This is a genomic window from Undibacterium sp. (assembly GCF_030683615.1).
Taxonomy (GTDB): Bacteria; Pseudomonadota; Gammaproteobacteria; order Burkholderiales; family Burkholderiaceae_D; genus Undibacterium; species Undibacterium umbellatum.
Genome location: NZ_JAUXQE010000040.1, coordinates 80,135 through 103,065, shown reverse-complemented (window position 1 = coordinate 103,065; position 22,931 = coordinate 80,135). Strand labels below are relative to the sequence as shown.

At 50.0% G+C, this 22,931-nt stretch carries 16 protein-coding genes and 1 tRNA gene; 8 read left to right on the top strand and 9 right to left on the bottom strand.

The window, feature by feature from the left end:
* Window positions 1-182: 182 nt before the first annotated feature.
* Window positions 183-258 (bottom strand) — tRNA-Asn (locus Q8K39_RS22680).
* 59 nt (window positions 259-317) lie between these two features.
* Window positions 318-1,532 carry an amino acid aminotransferase gene (locus Q8K39_RS22675; protein WP_305263432.1) on the bottom strand — a complete coding sequence of 405 codons (1,215 nt, stop codon included), beginning with the start codon at window positions 1,530-1,532 and terminating at the stop codon, window positions 318-320.
* 98 nt (window positions 1,533-1,630) lie between these two features.
* Between Q8K39_RS22675 and uvrB the strand changes: the two genes are divergently transcribed.
* A complete protein-coding gene (gene uvrB / locus Q8K39_RS22670; RefSeq protein ID WP_305263431.1) occupies window positions 1,631-3,721 on the top strand; it encodes an excinuclease ABC subunit UvrB in 2,091 nt (696 codons plus the stop codon).
* Between the two features lie 476 nt (window positions 3,722-4,197).
* Here the strand turns inward: uvrB and Q8K39_RS22665 are convergent, their stop codons facing one another.
* Window positions 4,198-5,511, bottom strand: coding sequence for a GGDEF domain-containing protein (locus Q8K39_RS22665; RefSeq protein ID WP_305263430.1), 1,314 nt, complete (start codon window positions 5,509-5,511; stop codon window positions 4,198-4,200).
* 239 nt (window positions 5,512-5,750) lie between these two features.
* Between Q8K39_RS22665 and Q8K39_RS22660 the strand changes: the two genes are divergently transcribed.
* The 4 genes from Q8K39_RS22660 to Q8K39_RS22645 all read left to right on the top strand — a co-directional run bounded on the left by Q8K39_RS22660 (window position 5,751) and on the right by Q8K39_RS22645 (window position 8,327).
* Entirely contained in the window at window positions 5,751-6,332 is a 582-nt protein-coding gene (locus Q8K39_RS22660) for a DJ-1/PfpI family protein (protein ID WP_186951790.1), read from the top strand.
* 72 nt (window positions 6,333-6,404) lie between these two features.
* The gene (locus Q8K39_RS22655) at window positions 6,405-6,749 is read left to right on the top strand and encodes a ribbon-helix-helix domain-containing protein (RefSeq protein ID WP_186951789.1); all 345 of its coding nucleotides are present in this window, start codon (window positions 6,405-6,407) and stop codon (window positions 6,747-6,749) included.
* A gap of 153 nt (window positions 6,750-6,902) precedes the next feature.
* The gene (locus Q8K39_RS22650; protein WP_186951788.1) at window positions 6,903-7,487 is read left to right on the top strand and encodes a TetR/AcrR family transcriptional regulator; all 585 of its coding nucleotides are present in this window, start codon (window positions 6,903-6,905) and stop codon (window positions 7,485-7,487) included.
* Between the two features lie 63 nt (window positions 7,488-7,550).
* Complete coding sequence (locus tag Q8K39_RS22645) at window positions 7,551-8,327, top strand: SDR family NAD(P)-dependent oxidoreductase (protein ID WP_186951787.1); 777 nt, start codon at window positions 7,551-7,553, stop codon at window positions 8,325-8,327.
* An 82-nt stretch (window positions 8,328-8,409) separates the two neighbouring features.
* Here the strand turns inward: Q8K39_RS22645 and cphA (Q8K39_RS22640) are convergent, their stop codons facing one another.
* Window positions 8,410-10,980, bottom strand: a complete 2,571-nt coding sequence (gene cphA / locus Q8K39_RS22640) for a cyanophycin synthetase (protein WP_305263429.1) — start codon at window positions 10,978-10,980, stop codon at window positions 8,410-8,412.
* A gap of 179 nt (window positions 10,981-11,159) precedes the next feature.
* Window positions 11,160-13,337, bottom strand: coding sequence for a cyanophycin synthetase (cphA, locus tag Q8K39_RS22635; RefSeq protein WP_305263428.1), 2,178 nt, complete (start codon window positions 13,335-13,337; stop codon window positions 11,160-11,162).
* Window positions 13,338-13,732: 395 nt separating this feature from the next.
* Here cphA (Q8K39_RS22635) and Q8K39_RS22630 point away from each other — a divergent pair, with 395 nt between their 5' ends.
* Complete coding sequence (locus tag Q8K39_RS22630; RefSeq protein ID WP_305263427.1) at window positions 13,733-15,988, top strand: ABC transporter ATP-binding protein; 2,256 nt, start codon at window positions 13,733-13,735, stop codon at window positions 15,986-15,988.
* Between the two features lie 6 nt (window positions 15,989-15,994).
* Window positions 15,995-16,465, top strand: coding sequence for a DUF1854 domain-containing protein (locus tag Q8K39_RS22625; protein ID WP_186951783.1), 471 nt, complete (start codon window positions 15,995-15,997; stop codon window positions 16,463-16,465).
* A 30-nt stretch (window positions 16,466-16,495) separates the two neighbouring features.
* Here Q8K39_RS22625 and Q8K39_RS22620 read toward each other — a convergent pair whose 3' ends face one another.
* A complete protein-coding gene (locus Q8K39_RS22620) occupies window positions 16,496-16,981 on the bottom strand; it encodes a GNAT family N-acetyltransferase (RefSeq protein WP_305263436.1) in 486 nt (161 codons plus the stop codon).
* A gap of 375 nt (window positions 16,982-17,356) precedes the next feature.
* Between Q8K39_RS22620 and Q8K39_RS22615 the strand changes: the two genes are divergently transcribed.
* Complete coding sequence (locus Q8K39_RS22615) at window positions 17,357-19,237, top strand: methyl-accepting chemotaxis protein (protein WP_305263426.1); 1,881 nt, start codon at window positions 17,357-17,359, stop codon at window positions 19,235-19,237.
* A gap of 15 nt (window positions 19,238-19,252) precedes the next feature.
* Here the strand turns inward: Q8K39_RS22615 and xth are convergent, their stop codons facing one another.
* From xth to Q8K39_RS22600, 3 genes are all read right to left on the bottom strand, one after another.
* Entirely contained in the window at window positions 19,253-20,017 is a 765-nt protein-coding gene (gene xth, locus Q8K39_RS22610) for an exodeoxyribonuclease III (protein WP_305263425.1), read from the bottom strand.
* Between the two features lie 210 nt (window positions 20,018-20,227).
* Window positions 20,228-21,097 (bottom strand): SRPBCC domain-containing protein, encoded by an 870-nt coding sequence (locus Q8K39_RS22605; RefSeq protein ID WP_305263424.1) that lies wholly within the window; start codon window positions 21,095-21,097, stop codon window positions 20,228-20,230.
* A gap of 307 nt (window positions 21,098-21,404) precedes the next feature.
* Window positions 21,405-22,913 carry a leucyl aminopeptidase gene (locus Q8K39_RS22600; protein WP_186951778.1) on the bottom strand — a complete coding sequence of 503 codons (1,509 nt, stop codon included), beginning with the start codon at window positions 22,911-22,913 and terminating at the stop codon, window positions 21,405-21,407.
* Window positions 22,914-22,931 lie beyond the last annotated feature (18 nt).

The window sequence follows — 22,931 nt, the reverse complement described above, 5'->3', positions numbered from 1 at the left end:
CCCCGACCTGGACTCGAACCAGGGACCTGCGGATTAACAGTCCGTCGCTCTACCAACTGAGCTATCAGGGAATAGAAGATATAATGATCTTCATTAAACTTTTTAATCTACTACTTATACTTATACTTATTTACTCGTTCGCAGTGATTTTTTGACAAGTTCACTACTTACTTCAAATTCTGTGGCTCCCCGACCTGGACTCGAACCAGGGACCTGCGGATTAACAGTCCGTCGCTCTACCAACTGAGCTATCAGGGAACAGAGACAAAAATTATATTCTCTAGACCCCTGTTTGTCAATACGCAAGTCAAATCGAATTACAAAACCGCAGTAATTGCCGCAATAACGTTGTTAATATTCTTGTTATTGAGGGCAGCTACGCAAATGCGGCCAGTATCAACTGCGTAGATGGAATTGCTATCGCGCAGCTTGCCAACTTGTTCTTTCGTTAGGCCAGAGTACGAAAACATGCCGCGCTGCTTGATCACAAAATCAAAGTCATGGCCAGGAGCCTGCTCCTTGAGTTTGCTGACGAAGGCGGTGCGCATTTCACGTATGCGTACGCGCATGCCTGCCAGCTCCTCTTCCCACAACTGGCGCAGTTCTGGCGTTGCCAGTACGGTTGCCACCACCTGGCCGCCATGAGTAGGTGGATTGGAGTAGTTGGTGCGGATCACGCGTTTCAGTTGCGACATGATGCGCGCTGCTTCTTCTGCGCTGGATGCGGCAATGCTCAGTGCACCGACACGTTCACCGTACAGGGAGAAGGATTTGGAGAAAGAGTTGGAGACAAACAGAGCACCGCCAGCTTCAGCAAAGCGACGTACTACTTTGCCATCTGCTTCTATGCCATCACCAAAACCCTGATAAGCCATGTCGAGGAAAGGGATCAGGTTGCGCTCTGCAACTACGGCAATCACTTCCGTCCATTGGTCATCGCTCAGGTCAGCACCGGTAGGATTGTGGCAGCAGGCGTGTAACAACACGATGGAGCCTTCGGGCATGGATTTTAATGCATCCAGCATGCCAGCGAAATTGACGCCGCGTGTCGCTGCATCATAGTAAGGGTAAGAGTTGACTTTAAAACCAGCCGATTCAAACAGGGCGCGGTGGTTTTCCCAGCTTGGGTCGCTGATCCATACTTCAGAATTTGGCGTGAAGCGCTGCAAGAAGTCAGCGCCCAGTTTCAACGCACCCGTGCCGCCTATGGCCTGGGCAGTAATTGCACGTTTTTCCTTGACGACATCGCTGTCAGCACCGAACACCAATTCCTGTACCGCTTTATCATAGGCAGCCAGGCCTTCTATAGGCAGGTAAGTGCGTGGGGCGAATTTTTCCATCAAAATAGCTTCGGCTTTTTTGACGCATTCCAGCAACGGTACCTTGCCATTGTCATCATAATAAACGCCTACCCCCAGATTAACCTTGGCAGGGTTCTGGTCAGCATTAAAGGCTTCAGTGATACCCAGGATAGGGTCGCGGGGGGCCATTTCTATGGCGGAAAACAGGGGTGAAGATGTGGAAGCAGTCATCGTGATAATATGGAAATATTTGTCGTTGCCGACAGTAATGGTTGGAATGAGGCAGATTGCATAGTACAGCCACCTATTTTAGCAAAGGTAATCGCATCATGGCCGTAGCACCAGTTAATTCAACAGCTTTGTCAGAACAGCTGGACGAATCAAAATTTATCAGTTTCCCTGATTCACCTTATCAGTTGTATCAAATGTTCCAGCCAGCGGGTGATCAGCCAGCGGCCATTGCACAATTGGTTGAGGGTATCAGTGACGGTTTGTTTTTTCAGACACTGCTGGGAGTGACGGGGTCGGGTAAGACCTACACGATGGCAAATGTAATCGCCAGAACAGGTAGGCCAGCGATCATTTTTGCACCTAATAAAACCCTGGCAGCACAGTTGTACAGTGAGTTCAGGGAATTCTTTCCACGCAATGCGGTGGAGTATTTTGTCAGTTATTACGATTACTATCAACCAGAAGCGTATGTACCGCAGCGCGACTTGTTCATTGAGAAAGATTCTGCCATCAATGAACATATAGAACAGATGCGTTTGTCCTGTACCAAATCGCTGATGGAAAGACGTGATGTCATCATTGTGGCTACTGTGTCAGCCATCTATGGTATCGGTAACCCTAGCGAATACCACAAGATGATTTTGACCCTGCGTGCCAAGGACAAAGTCAGTCAGCGCGATGTCATCGCCCGCTTGATACAGATGCAGTACAAGCGCAATGAAGTTGATTTCGGACGTGGCACTTTCCGTGTGCGTGGCGATACTATTGATATATTTCCGGCAGAACATGCCGAGATGGCTGTGCGTGTAGAAATGTTCGATGATGAAATCGAAAACCTGCAATTGTTTGATCCCCTGACCGGGCGTATCAAACAAAAGATACCGCGCTTCACGGTTTATCCTAGCTCGCACTATGTCACGCCGCGCGAAACGGTCTTGCGTGCCATCGATACCATCAAAGAAGAATTGCGCGAGCGCCTGGATTTCTTCCGTCGTGAAAACAAACTCATTGAAGAGCAGCGCATAGAACAGCGCACCCGCTTTGATCTGGAAATGATGGCCGAGATTGGTTTCACCAAGGGCATTGAAAATTATTCGCGCCACCTGAGTGGTGCCAAGGCCGGTGAACCGCCACCGACCCTGGTCGATTACCTGCCAGCAGATGCCTTGATGTTCCTTGATGAATCCCATGTGCTGACAGGTCAGTTGAATGGCATGTATAACGGCGACAGGGCGCGCAAGACAAATCTGGTGGATTATGGCTTCCGCCTGCCATCGGCACTGGATAATCGCCCGCTGAAGTTTGCTGAATTTGAAAGCAAGTTGCGCCAGACCGTATTTGTCTCGGCCACGCCAGGTGATTACGAAGATCAGCATTCTGACCAGACTGTCGAGCAGTTGGTCAGACCTACCGGTCTGGTTGACCCGGAAATTGAAGTGCGCCCGGCACTGACGCAGGTTGATGATTTGATGAACCAGATTATCGAGCGTGTGAAAAAACACGAGCGCGTACTGGTCACCACACTGACCAAGCGTATGTCAGAACAGTTAACAGAATTCCTCGGTGAAAATGGCATCAAGGTACGTTACCTGCATAGCGACATTGATACGGTAGAGCGGGTAGAAATTATCCGCGATCTGCGCCTCGGTACCTTTGATGTGCTGGTTGGTATCAACTTGCTGCGCGAAGGTCTGGATATCCCTGAAGTGTCACTGGTGGCGATCCTTGATGCAGACAAAGAAGGTTTTTTGCGTTCTGAACGCAGCCTGATCCAGACCATAGGCCGCGCTGCACGTAACCTGCATGGTAAAGCGATTTTATATGCAGATAAAGTGACTGATTCCATGCGTCGCGCCATGGGTGAAACCGAGCGCCGTCGTAACAAGCAGTTGGCCTTCAATCTGACCAATAATATCACCCCCGTAGGCATACGCAAGCAGATCAAGGACATCATCGACGGCGTCTATAATCCGCAAGAGGCAAGGGAAGAGTTGGCTGTGGCGCAAGAGCAGGCGCGCTATGAAGTCATGAGCGAGAAGCAGATCAGCCGTGAAATCAAGCGTTTGGAAAAACTCATGCTTGATCATGCCAAGAACCTGGAATTTGAAAAAGCCGCGCAGGTCAGGGATCAGTTAGCGCATGTCAAAGAACAGTTGTTTGGAGCGGGTGGGCATGATTCTGTGCTTTGACGCTGCTTGCCTATGCTGAAGCAGCGTGAATTTCGGCCTGTACGTCTTTGGAGAAAGCCTGTCGTGCGCATGGACAAGATTGAATTAAAGCGCCAATTGACCAGAGTGTTGATACTTGAGTACAGAAACGCAATGAAGAAACCCTTTCCCCAGTGGGGATGGGAAAAACCGGTATCAATGCATCAGTTGCGCAGGAGACGATTGCGTCTCGCGAGACAATATGTTTTGCTGTATGAACCTGTGAACGCACTTGTTTTTAAAAGAGTTCTTCCACGCGGAAAGGAGTGGCCAGGGACGGGAAAATTACTCTCATTATCTGTTTTTTTTTGAAAGGTGAATGCATGGGCTTTATATTGTAAGTTGGGCTATGGTTTATCAGATCAACATTCAGCGTTTAAATAAGCTATACGTTTATCGAGGCCCAGTGTTGGGCTGATACGCCGAAGCCCAGCCTACAACAAAATTATTAGACCAGATTATTTTCCACTAACACAAATCTGATTTCGCCCACTTTGCTTGGCCTGATATAACATCGCATCTGCCTGCAAGAACATGGCATTCTCAGTATTCCAGGTCGGGAAGTCGGCGACGCCGCCGCTGAAGCTGAAGTTTTTATTTTCGCCTGGCTTGACTTCAAATACGATTTTTCCAAAGGCTTCGCGCATGGCGTCGAGTTTTTGTTTGCCTTGTGCTGGTGTGCAATCCCAGAAAACCACGACAAATTCTTCGCCGCCAAAGCGGCTCAGCAAATCCTGCTCGCCCAGTTGTGAGGACAAGACTAAAGACAAACGCTTGATGACGATGTCGCCAAAATAATGGCCCCAGGTGTCGTTAATGGTCTTGAATTTATCGATATCAATGATGCCATAGGTCAGGGATTTGTTTTCACGACTGGCGCGGCGTATCCATTCCTGGGCTTTCTTTTGTAAGCCTACTTTGTTGAGCAGGCCAGTGGCGCGGTCGCGGCTGATCAAGTCTTTACTGGTGCGGATTTTATTGATGCGGTTCAGTAATTGACGTGTCAGCACGTCGGCATCGCTGGGTGTCAGTATTTCATCAAAACCGCTATCGAGCGCACGCCTGGCCATGTTTGAGTCAGGGCGGCTTTGCAGCAAGATGATTTCGCGGCTGGGGTCAAACTCAATATTCTTTTTCAGTACACGCACGAGTGCTTCAGTCTGTAGATACTGTGCTTCATCAATAAGGACGATATCTGGCTGCGATTCCTTGACGCGCACATGTAAAGAGCGGGCATCTGGATTGTGCAGTAGTTCAATGTGGTTTTCTGCCAGCAGGGCCGAGTCCAGAGAGGATAGTTCACCGCAGTGGACGATGGTATTCGTTTCACCGCGTTTTTGACGGGCAAAGATATTAAACAGCTTGTCGACCAGCACTTCATTGGTGATAGGTTTTTCTGCATAGGCCATGCAGTTGCTGTCCACCAACTTTTGTTGCAGTAAAAAACGCTCACCCTGGCGCACGGTTTGCAGATAAATATAGCTTTGGTCGTCTGGCAGGCGCTGCAGCAAATCACTGAGGAACATGGTCTGACGGCGGGTATGTTGCATATCGTCTTGCATGTTGTACAAAACATCCAGGTCAATCACGAACAGGTCGTGCCCGTCAGAAGATTGAACTGCTTTTACAAAACCGCTCATCTGGTCAAAAAACAGGATGTCGAAGTCGTACTTATGCGCACCGATCAATAACTCTTCTTTGTTATCGATGATGAAGAAAGTCTGCGTGAGCAGCAAAACCCGATTTTTGTATAGCGGCCCTGCTTCTGCCATGTTGTCTCCAGCCTATAAATGATTCTTACTCCGTGTTATCTGATTCCAGAGCATGGTTTGATTTTATACGAGTTCTTGTTACTGTTTGATTAATAAGGCGCAAAATATTAATAAGAATGCGCAAAATATAGTTAATTTCTGCACGGCAATTTCTGGCGAATGTAGTAACCCGTCATTACCTGCGATCATAAAATTTGTTTAACAATGGGTCTCCTTCAAACCAATATTCAGGAGACATCATGGCAGCCAAAAAAATTCTTATGCTGGTCGGTGATTTTGTAGAAGACTATGAGGCCATGGTGCCTTTCCAAAGTCTGCTGGCAGTTGGGCATGCAGTACACGCAGTGTGCCCGGACAAAAAACCTGGCGACTATGTTGCTACGGCCATCCATGACTTTGAGGGCCAGCAGACATATACAGAGAAACCAGGTCATCGCTTTGGCATCACACATGATTTTGCCAGTATCAAGGCGCAAGATTATGATGCCTTGCTGATACCAGGTGGGCGTGCGCCTGAATATTTGCGCTTGAATCCGCAAGTCATTGCTATCGTCCAGCATTTTGCGCAAGCCAATAAACCTATCGCTGCTGTATGCCATGGCGCGCAGATCTTGGCGGCCGCCAAGGTGCTGGAAGGCATCAAGTGTTCAGCTTACCCGGCTTGCCAGCCAGAAGTGGAGGCAGCAGGTGGACATTATGCAAATATTGCTGTGACCGAGGCGGTGACTGACAAGAATTTTGTGACTGCACCCGCATGGCCGGCGCACCCAGCCTGGATAGGGCAGTTCTTGCAATTGTTGGGCACAGAAATAAAGTTGTAGTCAAGTTGTAGATTAGGCAAGTGTCGTATAATCGTCAGTAAATCAATTTCTTGACGATATGCGGGAGGAGTAATGTGCGAGATTTTTGTGAAAGCCGATCCGGGTTTGTATGAATCCAGATCGCGCTCACTGCGCCTGCATGGCGTGGTGACCTCCATCAGGCTGGAAAAGATATTCTGGTCGGTACTGGAAGAAATCGCTGTACGTGACGGCATGAATACCAATCAACTCATCACCAAGCTGTATGATGAGTTGATTGCCTATCGTGGGCATATCGACAATTTCTCATCCTTCCTGCGGGTTTGCTGTTTGCGTTATACCTCGCTTATGCTGGATGGTGAGATCGCTACTGATAAACATTTGCCGCTTGCTGGTTTGCACAATGCCAAGACTGAGGCCAAGGGCTTTTTGATTTGATTAATAATGCTTGCCGGTTGGCGTGACAGCTATTATGCATGAACATGTCAAAAAGCTGCTTGACACAACAATTAACTGTACTTATGATGCCTACCAACTAGAAGGTAAATTAACTGAGGCTGCAATGAGCGTCTTATTCCAAGCAGGTAACACATGAAGCATTTTTTAGAAATGTCGCCAATGGCTGAGCGTATCCTTGATGCTGCCCAGGGCTTGATACAGCAGCAAGGTTACAACGGTTTTTCCTATGACGATGTGGCCAAGTTGGTCGGCATCAAAAAACCTAGTATTCATCATCATTTCCCCAAGAAAGAGGACCTTGTGGCAGTGCTGGTGCAGCGCTACACGCATAGTTTTCGCGGTGAATTGCTGAACATGGAAGGGCGGCACGCCAGTCCTATGGACAGGCTGGCTGCTTATGCGGCCGTGTTTGAGCAAACCTTTAATCGTGACCGGCGTCTTTGTGTTTGCGGCATGCTGGGGGCTGAGTCTGGCTCACTCCCTGACTCTGCTGCTGATGAAGTTGCAAGCTTCTTCAAGGTCAATCTGGACTGGCTGACCCAGATTATGGGTGACGCCCAGAATGCAGGGTTGATCAAAAAGAATTGTGACGCAGAGTCACTGGCACAAGCCTATTTGAGTGCGCTGGAGGGGGCTATGGTGTTGGGACGCGGTATGCGTACGGTGCAAGGACCTGCAGATATCGCACGAACTTTTCTTTCCACTGTGTCAGCTTGAAGCTGGCATTTTTTTGCAAATGCAATCTACCAATTAGTAGGTAGATAAATGAAAGGGTACACAATGAGCACTAATTTTGAAGGTAAGAAACTGCTGGTAATAGGCGGCACCAGCGGCATGGGTTTGGAAACTGCACGTATGATCTTGTCCCAAGGTGGGAGAGTAGTGATAGTTGGCAATCGTAAGGACAAGGCCGAAGCGGCGCAGAAGCAATTGTCAGTGTTGGGCGAAGTAACTGTATTGACTGCGAATTTATCCAGGACAGACGAAGTGCAGCAACTTTTGAAAAAAATTGATGAAGCGCACAAGGACATCAATCTTTTGCTGAATGCGGCAGGCATATTTGTACCCAAGGCATTTCTTGAGCATAGCGAAAGTGACTACGATCAATATCAGGCTTTGAACAAGGCCTTATTCTTTATCACCCAAAAGATTGCTGCCAACATGATAGCCAACGGGCGTCCTGGGTCTATCGTCAATATTGGTTCGATGTGGGCAAAGCAGGCGATAGCGGCGACACCTTCATCTGCGTATTCGATGGCAAAAGCAGGTATGCATTCCTTGACCCAGCATCTGGCAATGGAACTTGCCGCCCATCATATTCGTGTGAATGCAGTATCGCCAGCTGTAGTGGAAACCCCGGTATATGAGAGCTTCATCCCCAAGGCGGATATCCCTGCAGCGTTGCAGGGTTTTAATGGTTTCCATCCTATAGGTCGCATAGGTACGCCCCAGAATGTGGCAGAAGCGATTACTTTCCTGCTGTCAGATAAAGCTTCCTGGGTAACAGGGGCAGTCTGGGATGTGGACGGTGGTGTGATGGCGGGGCGCAATACCTGAAGAAATCAGGAATAAAAAATGCCGGATCAGTTTTAAATGAACTGACCCGGCATTTTTTCGTTTCTTTAGTCTTGCTGTGAGCTTAACCTGCCGCAACACGCTTGGTGATATGCGCCAGGGCTTCTTCTACCTGATCAATCAGGATCAGGCACAGGTCGCCTGCTTCCAGCCTGTCCATGGCCAGATCGATGGCAATGAATTCACCATTGATTTCATCTATGCGTGAGGTTTTTGTTGCCTGCTTCAAGCCTTCACGCAAGAGGGCGACAACCTCACCATCAGCACGGCCACGCTGGCATTGATCCTGGTACAGCACTACGTCATCAAAGGATTCACCAAGGATTTCAGTCTGCTGGCGTATGTCCTGGTCACGTCTGTCACCAGCACCGCTGATGACAACAGAACGGCGTTTGGCTGGCATGGTTTCGACTGCGCGTACCAGTGCCAATATCGCATCCGGGTTGTGGCCGTAATCAGCAATCAGTGTCGCGCCACGGAAGTTGAAGACATTGAAGCGGCCAGGTGCATTGTCTGCTTCATTGGCAAAAGACTTCAAGCCTGCACGTATGCTGTCCCAGTCAGTATTCACGGCCCAGGCAGCGGCGACGGATGCCATGACGTTTTCGACCTGGAAGCCTATGCTGCCATTGCGGGTAATAGGTATATCAGCCAGTGGTACGCTGTGGCGTGTCTTGCCTTCTGCAGCGATCAAATGGCCATTTTCAACATAGACGACGCGCTTGCCCTGTGCTCTATGCGTAGCCATGACGGGATGCTGGTGGTCAGCAGCGAAGAAGATGACGGCAGACGGGCAATTGCTGGCCATGGCCGCAACGATAGGGTCAGCCGCATTCAGTACGGCATAGCCGTTATCAGCAACGTTTTGTACGATGACGCGCTTCAATACGGCCAGGTCTTCTACCGTGGTGATGTAATTCAAGCCAAGGTGGTCACCGGAACCGATATTGGTGACGACTGCAACCTGGCAACGGTCATAAGCCAGACCTTCACGCAAGACACCACCGCGTGCTGTTTCAAACACGGCTGCATCAACATCAGGGTGGGACAAGACATTGCGGGCACTGCGCGGGCCGCTGCAATCGCCGCAATCGATCTGGCGGCCTGCGACATACACGCCGTCAGTATTTGTCATGCCTGTACGCAAGCCACTGGCGGTCAGCAGATGGGCGATCAGGCGTACTGTCGTGGTTTTGCCATTTGTGCCAGTGACCGCAATAATAGGGATGCGGCCATCATCATTGTCATCAAACATGGAGGCAATAATCGCTTCACCGACCTGGCGGCCTTTGCCGAACGAAGGGGAGAGATGCATGCGCAAACCTGGCGCAGCATTGACTTCCACGATGCCGCCATTTTGCTGTTCTATCGGTTTCAATACGCTGTCGCAAACCAGATCGACACCGCAAATATCCAGCCCCACCATTTGTGCAGCAGCTACTGCACGGGCGGCGACTTCCGGGTGCACGTCATCTGTCACATCGGTAGCAGCGCCACCAGTAGAGAGATTGGCGTTATTACGCAATACCACGCGCTGTCCCTTGGGCGGTATGGAGTCAGCCACAAAGCCCTGCTTGGCCAGGCTGGCCAGGGCAATATCATCAAAACGTATCTTGGTCAGGGAAGTGGAGTGGCCACTGCCACGGCGCGGGTCTTTATTGACTTGTTCAACCAGTTCACGCACGCTTTGCTTGCCATCGCCAACCACTTGCGGCGGGTCACGGCGGGCAGCGGCAACCAGTTTGTTGCCGACTACCAGCAGACGGAAATCATTGCCGGGCAAGAAGCGCTCGACCAGAATGTCATCACGGAATTCACTGGCGGCATGGAAGCCTGCATCCAGTTGCTCGCGGGTTGTGACATTGACAGTCACGCCTTTGCCTTGATTGCCATCCTTGGGTTTAACCACCACAGGCAGGCCGATTTCGAGGGCAGCTGCCCATGCATCATCAGGGTCGGATACTGAACGCCCCAATGGCACTGGCACACCAGCAGCGTGTAAAAGCTTCTTGGTCAGTTCTTTATCTTGCGCAATGGCTTCGGCAATGGCACTGGTGCCATCCATTTCTGCTGCCTGTATCTTGCGCTGACGACTACCCCAGCCAAAAGCAACCAGGCTGCCATCCGTCAGGCGACGATAGGGGATGTTGCGGGCAACGGCGGCATTTACAATTGAGCCGGTAGATGGCCCCAGGCGCACATCTTCATCCAGATCACGCAATTGCTCGAGCGCAGCAGGCAGGTCAAAGGCCTGGTCTTTCAATGCTGCATTGATGATTTGCTCAGCCAGTTCTACTGCGAGGCGGCCAACGGCTTCTTCTGAATACTCAACCACTACCTGAAAGATGCCTGCTTCCAGGGTTTGCGTGGTGCGGCTGAAGGTGACCGGACAACCAGCTTCAGCCTGCAGGCCCAGGGTAAGTAATTCAAAAACGTGGCCCATGGAGATGGCGTCATCATGGCCGGTAGGTTGCAAAATACTGAGTTGCGGGAAAAGGGCGCGCAAACGGTCTTCAAATCCGTTCAGGCCAGCAATTGACATCTCTTCATTTGTGCAGGCAACAATCGCTTCTACGGCCGTATGGTGGCTCCAGAGATTGGGACCGCGCAGGGCACGGATGCGTGATACTTCCATAAAACTTAATCCTGTTGAAAAAGGCGTCAAACGATGGTGTGCTGATTTTACAGCCTGAGCATGCGAGCATCAGAAATCACACCATCAGACAAATAGCAAATTCTAAGAAAAATACCTAAACAGTACATCTTGCAATTTTGCGGGTACCAGATCGCGTACCTGTGCAATTGTCAATACTGTCAGTAAGCTGATTTGTTGCTGGAGTCAAAAGTCCTGAGACCGGCACCGATCAATTCTGGTGTAATGTTCAGCGCCCATGCTGCGGCGACTGCTGCGAGTACACTTTCTGCCTGGGCGACCTTTGCAGGCTTCAAAGCGCTCAGGGGCAGCAGGGCAGTTTCAGTCTCACCATCTGCCAGTACGATATTGTCATCACGCAAAAATACCACGCGTTCACCCAGTGCACGGTGATTGACTATGGCTTCCAGTGCCGGGTCTCTGGCATAAAAAATCACCTTGCCATCACAGAGCTCAGCCAGATCTGCCACGACAGGGTCAGCAGCATTCAATACCGCTACGCCGTCAGGCAAAATCACATCAACCTGGGTACGCAAGACTTTGCGCATCTGGTCCGGGTTGTCTATGTAAAAAGCACCCAGGTCGGCATAACCATCCAGATCGGTAACAACACCTACAGCACATTTGTCATAAGCCAGACCATCGCTAAGCATGGCTTTGGCATTGGTTTCAAAGACGGCTGCCTGTACCGAGCGATTGATCAGCAGTCTTTGGCCAGCTTCCCAGTTGGCGCAATCGCCATCAGTAACCAGGCGCTTGTTAAGGAACAAGCCTTGCGCGCAAGCGACACCAGTTTCCTTGCCACTGATATGGATCAGTGCACCGATCAGGCGTGCAATCAGGCTGCAACCCTTGGTGCCAGCAACGCCGACGATGCTGATGCGACCACTTTCGTCAGCTGCAAACAGATGGTTGATGATGGCTTTTCCAACCGGGCGACCTTCGCCATTGGCTGGCTTGATGTGGGCGAGCAAGCCAGGGCTGGCATTGACTTCAATAATTGCCGCAGCTTGTTCAGCCAACGGGCGGGAAATGTCTTCTGCTACCAGGTCAACTCCGGCAATGTCCAGGCCTACGATACGTGCAGCCAGTGTCGCAGCATAGGCTATATCCGGGTGAATGTTATCAGTGACATCTAGAGCAACATTACCGTTTGGCTGTATCAAGACTTTTTGCCCTTCCAGGGGAATGGAATTAGCATCCATGCCCTGGCGCTTTAACTCCAGGATAATTTCTGCACCTTCAGCAGGGTTCAAGGAATTCAAAGGACAGTCTTCTGTTGTGCCACGGCGCGGATCAGTATTGATCTGGTCATCAACGAGTTCACTGATATTTGATTTGCCATTGCCAGTCACCCACAGCGACTCGCCTTTGCCGACCGCAACTACCTGATTGCCGACGACCAGAACGCGATGCTCATCGCCAGCGATGAAGCGCTCCACAATAACGCTCTTGCTATCGCCTTTGCGTGCAGCGAGATGGTAGGCCGCAGTGACATCTTCCTGTGTCATCAGGTTCAAGGAAACACCGCGGCCATGATTGCCATCATAAGGTTTCACAACGACAGGCAGGCCGATATCCTGCGCTTCTTCCCAGGCTTCTTCGGCGCTTCGCACCAGTGAGCCTTCAGGCACAGGTACACCGCATGATTGCAGCAATGTTTTGGTCAGGTCTTTATCGCTGGCGATGCTTTCGGCAATGGCGCTGGTTCGGTCAGTTTCTGCAGTCCAGATGCGGCGCTGGGCAGCGCCATGGCCTAATTGCACCAGATTGCCGTCAGTCAGGCGTATGGAGGGAATGCGGCGATCGGTCGCAGCGTCAACAATGCTGGCCGTGCTGGGGCCAAGGCAGCGCGCATCGACCAATTCGCGTAATTCATTCACTTTCACTCGCAGGTCAAAAGCTTGGTCTTCAATTGCCGCCATCAACAAGTCGCGGCCAATTTGCAGGGCGGCGCGTCCTACCTGTTCTTCGCGGGTGCGAAAGGCCATTTTATAAACGCCGACCACATTGGTCGAACGGGTCTGGCCAAAACCTGTGCGCATGCCCGCCAGGTTTTGCAATTCAAGTACGACATGTTCAAGGATATGACCAGACCAGGTGCCTTCACGCAGGCGCTCCAGAAATCCGCCACGTTCACCGACACCACAGCGGTGCTCTATGATGCCGGGCAACCAGGTCGTCAGGCGCTCATACAGGCCAGGGATCTTATTCGATGGAAATTCTTCCAGCTCACCGATATCCAGCACTGCTTCAATGACAGGGCGGTAAGTCCAGATATTCGGGCCACGCAAATGCGTTGCGCTGAGAATGCGGATGTCTTTCTTGTTTGTTGTCATGTATGTAAACTTTTATAAGCCGGTTTTATGCAGACCAGGTCTTGTCATTTTAGAGCGTTTCTTCGTTTTCCCTGAATGCGCAACATCTTGGGCTGGTCTTGCTATGTCAGATTTTCTGGTGCCTTGAAAATTTGTCATAACAACAATATTACTTCGCATAGCATATTGAAAGCGGCTGTGGAGAGCACGCTTGCTGATATACTTGCGCTCCAGCGCAAAAGCAGTTCATCCTCTTGATCAGAGTTATCTGATTATTTTTCTTCCGATAGAATACCGTAAATTGCTGCTTCCGTGACATGGCTTATGCTTGAAACGGAAACCAAGTGATCTCTTTTACTAAAATTTATGTCCTGATTTTGTTCGGGACCAGCTATTGAGCCGGAGTTCGTTTCACGATGACCACAACACAATTCAGTCCCGAGCAGCCAGTTGCATCAATTCCAGTAGCCTGGCAGGCTGACCTCAATAGTCAGATCGCCAAGGGCGAGAACGTTTTGACTACCCTGGAGGTTGACCTCGACAACAAACTTCGCTTCCGCAAGGGCTTGCTGGTGGTGACTGACCAGCGTTTGCTGACCAAGTCGCCCGGTGAAACTGATTGGAAAGAATGGCGTTTTAGGCAGGGTTTGCAATTAAGTCATCACGATCATGCTGGTGTCGGCCATTTGGAACTGATGGATGAAAAGGGTTTGGAGGCCACCTGGCGCTTTACTTTGGGCCAAAATTTGCATGCCATACGCTTGCTGGACCACTTCAAGGAGCAGTTGCTAAGCCATGTGACTGGCATGCCAGTAATTCGTGCAGAACAAAATATCTGTCCTAGCTGTAAAGCCGTGCTGGAACCAGATCAGGAAGAATGCCCGGTGTGCACCAAGGTCACGTATACACCTCCGTCCACTTGGACACTGTTACGCTTGTGGCGATTTGCCCATCCTTACCGTTTGCAACTGTTCATCGGCTTCACGCTGATGTTGCTGGGTACGGCGGCCCACATGATCCCGCGTTATCTGACCAAGCCGTTGACGGATGAGGTGCTGATCCCCTATCAAAACGGTGCGCATGTTGACCCCAAGCTGGTGGTGTTTTATATCGGTGGTTTGCTTGGTTCTGCGGTAATTGCGTGGCTGCTGAGCTGGGGCAAGACTTATATCCTGGCACTGGTGTCAGAGCGGATTGGTGCAGATTTGCGTACTGCTACCTATGAACATCTGCTGAAATTGTCACTCGAATATTTTGGTGGTAAACGCACTGGCGACCTGATGTCACGCATAGGTAGCGAAAGTGACCGCATTTGTGTTTATCTGTCCCTGCATCTGCTGGACTTTGCTACTGACGTACTGATGTTCATCATGACGGCTGCTTTTCTGTTGCAGATCAATACCAAGCTGGCCTTGGTGACCTTGCTGCCGCTGCCATTTATTGCCTGGATGATCCATCTGGTGCGTGATAAATTGCGTACCGGTTTTGAAAAGATAGACAGGGTATGGGGCGAAGTGACCAATGTGTTGGCAGATACCATTCCAGGCATACGGGTGGTCAAAGCCTTTGCCCAAGAAAAGCGTGAAGCAGGGCGCTTCCGTGAAGCGAATAAGCATAATCTGGCAGTCAACGACAAGCTCAACAAGGTCTGGTCGCTGTTTTCTCCCACCGTATCATTCCTGACTGATCTCGGCATTCTGGTGGTCTGGGGCTTTGGTATCTGGCAGATATCGAAAGGTGATATTACTGTCGGTTCTCTGGTCGCTGCTGTGGCTTTTATCAGCAACTTTTATGGCCGTATTGATTCCATGAGCCGTATCGTGTCCGTGACGCAGAAATCTGCCTCGGCTGCCAAGCGCATTTTCGATATTCTTGATCATGTATCGAGCGTGCCTGATCCACAAAATCCTGTGAAGGTAAAAGAAGTCAAAGGTCAGATAGAATTGCGTGAAGTGGGTTTCCGCTATGGTAACCGTGCGGTTAACCGTGGTATTAACCTGAATATCAAGCCAGGTGAAATGATAGGGCTGGTTGGTCACAGTGGTTCAGGAAAAAGTACGCTTGTGAACCTGATTTGCCGCTTTTATGATGTCTCGGAAGGTGCGATTTTGCTCGATGGCGTTGATATACGCTCATTTGCTGTGTCTGACTACCGCCAAAATATTGGCCTGGTTTTGCAAGAGCCTTTCCTGTTCTTTGGCACCATCGCCGAGAATATCGCCTATGGCAAACCGGAAGCCACACGTGATGAAATCATTGCAGCGGCGCGCGCTGCTCACGCCCATGAATTCATTTTGCGTTTGCCGCAAGGCTATGACTCCATGGTTGGTGAACGTGGACAGGGCTTGTCTGGCGGTGAGCGTCAGCGTATCTCAATTGCGCGAGCTTTGCTCATTGATCCACGTATTTTGATCATGGATGAAGCGACTTCTTCGGTCGATTCGCAAACAGAAAAAGAAATCCAGAAAGCCCTCGATAACCTGGTGCAAGGCCGTACCACGATCGCGATTGCCCATAGACTGTCCACCCTGCACAAGGCTGACCGTCTGGTGGTGTTGGACAGAGGCCAGGTAGTCGAGGTTGGTAGCCATGACGAGTTGATGGCCAAAGAAGGTGCTTACTACAATCTGTATCAGGCGCAAGCCCGCAATGCAGAACTGGTTGAGGAGTAATAGAAGATGACAACAACAAAATTTACCCTGACCCGCAATTCTTTCGGCAAACTGATACTCAGCAATGAGGCTGGCGAAGTGTTTGAAGGTGTCAGCCCGGTGCGGGCATTTCCTATCCAGTCACCATTGGCGGGCATGTCCCTGGTCATGACAGACGGGCGCGAAGTGGCATGGATCGATCAACTCGATGACCTTGCAGTAGATGTGCGTGCACTGGTCATGGAGGAGCTGGAAGGTCGCGAATTCATGCCTGAGATCAGCAGCATCATCAGTGTCACCAGCTTTGCCTTGCCTTGCACCTGGACGGTGGCCACAGATCGTGGTGAGACTGATTTTGTCCTCAAGGGCGACGAAGACATACGTCGCATAGGAAAGACCTCTTTATTGATTACCGATAATCACGGTATACAATTCCTGATACGTGATATGTATGAAATAGACAAGCATAGTCGCAAGATATTGGATCGTTTCTTGTAAGCTTATTTGTTGAACTGCGTTGGTACCAATTTAGAATTCGTAGGCGTATAAATTGGTATCTTTGCTTTCACCCGGCAGAATGACGACAGCCTCCATTTTAAACCCCAGGTCTTGCAATAATTTGTTGGAAGCGAGATTCCCCGGCGCGGTAATGGCTGCCAGTTTGGTCATGCCCAAATGTGTATTGGCATAGGCTAATGTTGCCCCGGCTGCTTCTCTGGCATATCCCTGACCTAGGAATTGCGGCAAAAATGCGTAGCCCAGGTCAATATTTTTCAAGCTTTCACGCTTGACGAGCCCGCATAAACCCATGGCTTGGCCATCTTCTTGGCGTTCTACCACATACAGGCTGAAGCCAGTTTTTTCCTGATTTGCCATAGGCCCATTGATAATGTCATTAAGTGCCTCGTCCAAGGTGCGTATGCCCTTGTCACATATGTTTTCTATAAATGCAGGGTCATTCACAAGTGACAGGTAGAAAGTTGCATCATCCGCGGTCACCGTGCGTAATAGCAGTCTTTCTGTCTTGATGATGTTCGTTCGTGTCTCCAGAGAAATATCCAGTCTAAATTGCTCCCTTTGAAAAGGCTATAGCTCTTTTCAGGCGAGGGGCGTACTTGGCAACACAAAAAGATCTGTATCTCGAACTAAACTGATGTTGCCAGCCTACAGACTTGTTAACTTGTTATACAAAGTGGTGAAAAGGATAAATTTTTTTTCTCATTGCTTAGTCTGCGGCGTAATATTGATGTACAGCATGAAGCTTTTCTTGTTTTTTTACATGCCGATAGCTTTTGATATGCGACGTTCTCATTGATATCGGCATGCTCACTATGTAGGTTAGCTAAAGCAAGTACTGTCACTTATCCATGTTCGTATTCAGGGGAAGCTATGAAATCTCTCAAAGCCAGACTCATCGTTGTTATCGGATTATTGGTTGCTATTTGTACCATAGTGTTGACCGTAGGCAGCTATCTGAGGATGAAGTCCCAGATAGAAACTGACCTCAACAATGAAATTCGTGGTGTTGCAGCGGGTTATAACGCCGTATTGAGTAACTGGATACAGACCAATCTGTCTTTGATGGACAGCCTGGCACAGGGTCTGGGTAATGGTGCCGATTTGCAATCTAGTCTGACCATGATGCGCACTGGCGGCAATTTCCTGAGTGTCTATCAGGGCCAGCCAGACAAACAATTTACTAATATTCCTGCGGATCCGCCTCCTGCCGGATTCGACCCTACAGTTCGCCCCTGGTATAAAGCCGCCATGGATGCCAAGAAGCCCATTGTGACTTCACCATACATGGGTGTTGCTCCTCCAGGATTGATGATTACCTTTGCCGCACCTGTCAAAGCTGGTGAGGGCGGTGTGGTTGGTGCTGATGTTTTCCTGACCAAGATAGTTGATCAAATCCTCACCATCAAACTGGCGGGTGGCGGCTATGCTTTCTTGCTCGATAAAAGTGGCCAGGTGCTGGCGCATGCAGATCAGGCCAAGGTCATGAAGATGGCCAAAGAAATTACTCCTGATCTGGCACTCGATAACCTGGCCAGTCTGTCCAAACAAAAAGACCCTGTACTGACAGAAATTGGTGGCAAGCCACATTTCATGCTTTTGCAGCAAATCACTGGCTCTGACATTTACCTTGCTTTGGTCATCGACAAGAAAAAAGCACTGGAAGCGCTGGATCAACTGTTGATTATTTCAGCTATTGTCCTGCTGGTCTTGCTGGGTGTGATCATGCCTCTGACGACCTTGTTGGTAGGTCGTATGCTGTCTGGGTTGCAACGAGTGCGTGATGCCATGTCCGATATCGCAGCTGGTGGTGGTGACCTGAGTCGCAAAATAGACGTGGAAGGGGATGATGAAGTCGCCCAGACCGCCTCTGCCTTCAATCGCTTCCTTGAGCAGTTGCGTGTCATGGTCGTAGATGTGCGCAAGGCGACTGACTCCATCACCGTAGGTGCGACAGAAATTGCAACTGGCAATATGGATTTGTCTGGTCGTACTGAACAACAGGCCTCTTCATTGGAAGAAACAGCGGCGAGCATGGAAGAATTGACCGAAGCCGTGCGCAATAATGCCGACAATGCCCGTGAAGCCAACAAGATGGCCGTCAATGCATCTGATGTCGCAACTCAGGGTGGTGAAGTGGTCGGCAAGGTGGTTACCACTATGCAGGGCATCAGCGACAGCTCACGCAAGATTGTTGACATCATCAGCGTGATTGAAGGCATCGCCTTCCAGACTAATATTCTGGCGCTGAATGCCGCGGTAGAAGCTGCCAGGGCAGGTGAGCAAGGCCGTGGCTTTGCTGTAGTTGCCAGTGAAGTGCGTACACTGGCGCAACGCAGTGCTGCTGCGGCACAGGAGATCAAGAATCTGATTGAAGACTCGGTCAATAAGGTCAGTGAAGGGTCGGAGTTGGTAGATAAGGCGGGTGCCGCCATGACGCGCATCGTCTCGGCAGTTGATCAAGTTGCAGCGATTATTAATGAAATTACCACCGCCTCGGTAGAGCAAAGCGATGGTATTCAACAAGTCAATGTTGCCTTGGCGCATATGGATGAAGCAACACAGCAAAATGCTGCTTTGGTAGAAGAAGCTGCTGCCGCCGCAGGTTCGCTGGAAGAGCAGGCCAATCTGTTGAAAACCGCGATGTCAGCCTTCCGCATGGAGGATTCAGGTTCTGGTCCGCGCATAGCGCCAGCCAAATCAAGCTGGGCTAAGAATAAGGCTTCTGCACCCAGTCTGGGATATGACGATTAAATTTTTTGACTAAACTCAAGCAAGGGTAGCAATCACCGGTGCGTGATCTGATGGTTGCTCCCACTTGCGTGGCACGCGGTCAATAACGCAAGAAGTACATTGCCTGGCCAATTCGGCTGACAGCAAGATATGGTCTATGCGTACACCTTTGTTCAGGCGGAAGCCTAGTGCACGGTAATCCCACCAGCTGAAAGATTTGTCTGCCTGTTCAAACTGACGGAAACTATCACTCAAACCCAGTGCCATCAGGTTTTTCAGTGCGGTTCTCTCTTCTGGCGACACCAGGTTCATGCCCACCCAGGCTGCCGGATCATGCACATCCCGGTCTTCCGGCGCAATGTTGTAGTCCCCCAACACGGCAAGCTTTGAATGGCGCGTCATTTCTTCCCTGACCCAGTTTTCCAGCGCTGCAAACCATTTCAGCTTGTACTGGAACTTGTCTGAATCCGGTGCCTGGCCATTTGGTACATAAGCACAAATGACGCGTATGCCCTCAATGGTGGCAGCGATGATGCGTTGCTGCTCATCTTCAAACTGCGGATTATTCTTTTGAACATTCGTCATAGGATGCTTCGACAAAATCGCCACGCCGTTATAAGTTTTCTGGCCAGTAAAAGCGACGTGGTAGCCTGCGGTTTCTATCTCTGCCTGCGGAAACTTGTCGTCAGTGAGTTTGGTTTCCTGTATGCACAACACATCAACAGGATTGGTTTCCAGCCATTGCAAGACTTGCGGGAGTCTGACTTTGAGAGAGTTGACATTCCAGGTGACTAGTTTCATGTTATTTGTATTCGTTATATTGGGTGAGGGTTTCAAGGTGTATTGATGCTTGAAAATTAGAGCAAGGTACTCGCCTGGCTATTCACTTTCATTTGTTACACTTGATGGTCTTGATTTTTGATTGCTGGCATTATACGACGCTCACAAAATTCAGTAGAACAGAAAAAAAGCGGCTGAACGCCTTTCTTAGTAGTGTGGGGGGGCTAATGCTCAGCTTTTGATTAATGCTGCAACAGCCAGGTTTTCAGCACGGTTTTTGTAAAACGCAAGTATAGTCCGTGCAGTGTCACCTACCAGGAAATTTGCCCAGCCTTCGGCATACCAGTTGAAATTGGTAGATACACGTGTTTTTACTTTGATTTGCAGGCGGGTACCACGTGCTTCTGGCGTCAAGGTGTAAGAAGTATCTTCCAGATTAAAATACTTCCCTCCTATGACGATGTGATCATCCAGCGAGCCAGAAGGAAAAGAGTCGGCATTAAATTTGTATGTCCATGCAATATGGCGATTAAGTTCCCATGCGGTAATTTCTTCTTCAAATTTTATGCCTCGTTGCCAGATGAGTTCACGTTTACCACCTATTTTTCCTTCGAGGGTCGTAGCCTGTATGGGAAAAGGCACGCCGATGCGGTATGCAAAGCCGGACTTCAATTCTTCAGGCTGTATATTCTGCGGATGGTTGATCAATTGCCAAATTGTTTCAGGGCTGGCATTGATGAGGATGTCTTTTTGTATGAACTGTGTAGTGGCAGCCGGTGTTACTTGCTGCTCGACTGTGCCAAGCAGGAGTGGCAGTAACAAGAGTCCGCTGCACCATCTGCCTGCATTGCTGTTAGTTGCAGAGAATATCAGGCCACAGATAGCCCCAAGTATCCCCAATACTACAAACAGGGGAATTGCCATGACTATGCAGATCATACCTTCGCGTAGCAGGGCGCCCGCAGCAAAAACAAATAATGCGATGGATAATGCAGACAGTCCGCTTGCCGTTGCAAAACCCCCCAAGTCCTTTTTCTTTGCAATGTAACCCGTCAATATACCTATGCACAAAGGGATGCCGACCAGGAATGACGTAAGCATTAATCCGCTAGTGCCAGTTTGGGGACTGGAAAACAGGGAGGAAAAAATTTTGTACGCACTGACGCCATACAGACCTCCAATTCCCATAACCAGGATATACGCAATTAATTTGATGCACCACCTGACAAAAACAAAGTAATAGTTTTCATCTGCCGAAAATGTTGTTGCTATAGTGGAAGCTTTTTGTGGCTCCTTGGCATCATTATTTGGTGATTGCATGGCGACCTGTTGCTGGCTAATAGCTTACTTGGGATAAAAAAAGCGTGCACCGCAATTGCAGTGCACGCTCTGATCTTGAAACTGCTACTTAGCCTGCGCGATTGATCAGGAAAGTTGTCAGCAAAGGTACAGGACGGCCAGTGGAGCCCTTAGCTGCACCGGACTTCCAGGCTGTACCAGCGATATCCAGATGGGCCCAGGTGTATTTCTTGGTGTAGCGCTCAAGGAAGCAGGCTGCCGTGATGCTGCCACCGGCTGGGCCGCCAATATTTGCCATGTCCGCAAAATTGGACTTCAGTTGCTCGTTATAAGCTTCTTCGATAGGCATGCGCCATGCGGTATCCCCGGTTTGCTTGCCTGCTGCCAGCAATTCTGCTGCCAGTTGGTCATGCGCTTCATCATGACGGGTGAACAGGCCTGAGTTATGGTGGCCCAGGGAAGTCACGCAAGCACCTGTCAGTGTCGCTACGTCAACCACGGCTGCTGGTTTGAAACGTTCTGCATATGTCAATGCGTCACACAGGATCAGACGGCCTTCGGCATCCGTATTCAGGATTTCGATAGTCTGACCAGACATGGAAGTGACGATATCGCCAGGACGGGTGGCACTGCCGGAAGGCATGTTTTCGCAAGTTGGGATGACGGCGATGACGTTCAGCTTGAGCTTCATTTCACCAATAGCGCGCATGGTGCCCAGTACAGAAGCTGCACCACCCATGTCGTATTTCATCTCATCCATACCAGCGCCAGCTTTCAACGAGATACCGCCGGAGTCAAAGGTAATGCCTTTGCCGACCAGAACAACTGGTGCGTCCTTGACTTTGCCACCATTGTGCTTGAGCACGATGAACTTCGGTGGTTCTACCGTGCCATTGGTGACGGACAGGAAACTACCCATTTTGAGGGCTTGTATCTGTTTGCGGTCCAGCACTTCAGCGACCATTTTATAGTCGGTAGCAATTTTCTTGGCGGTATTGGCCAGATGAGTAGGCGTGCAGAAATTAGGTGGCAGATTGCCCAGTTCTTTGGTCAGATCCATGCCATTGGCCAGGGCCACACTTTGTGCTAATGCATTCTTTGCAGCTGTTGCATCAGTAGCGGCAACGGCAATTGCCACTTTCTTGACGCCAGATGTGGATGTTTCTTTCTTGCTCTTCAGACCATCAGCGCGGAAGATGCTTTCGCGGAAAGCCACAACTGTGCTGCGTATGGACCAACCCAGATCGCGGTCTTTGACTTCTGGCAGGGCGATAACGGCATCGTTCGCACCCAAGCCAGCCAATGTACGTGCAGCAGCCTGTACAGCCTGGTTGTAGGCTTTTTCGCTGACAGCAGCGGCTTCTTCACCCAAACCCACCAGCAAAACGCGCTCTGCAGCGACATCGGCGAGTTTGCGCAACAGCAGGGAGGTACCCGCTTTGCCGGTAATATCGCCAGATTTCAGGGCTGCAGCGATGTCGCCAGACTTGTCCAGACCTGCTGCAGAGGCAGAAAGTTTCTTGTTTTCATACACGCCAACTACGATACAGCCTGTCTTAATTGCTTTATGGGCAGTCGAGGCACTTTTTGCGTCGATTGTTTTTATGCTAAAGTCCACGTATTACTCCTCTTTGTA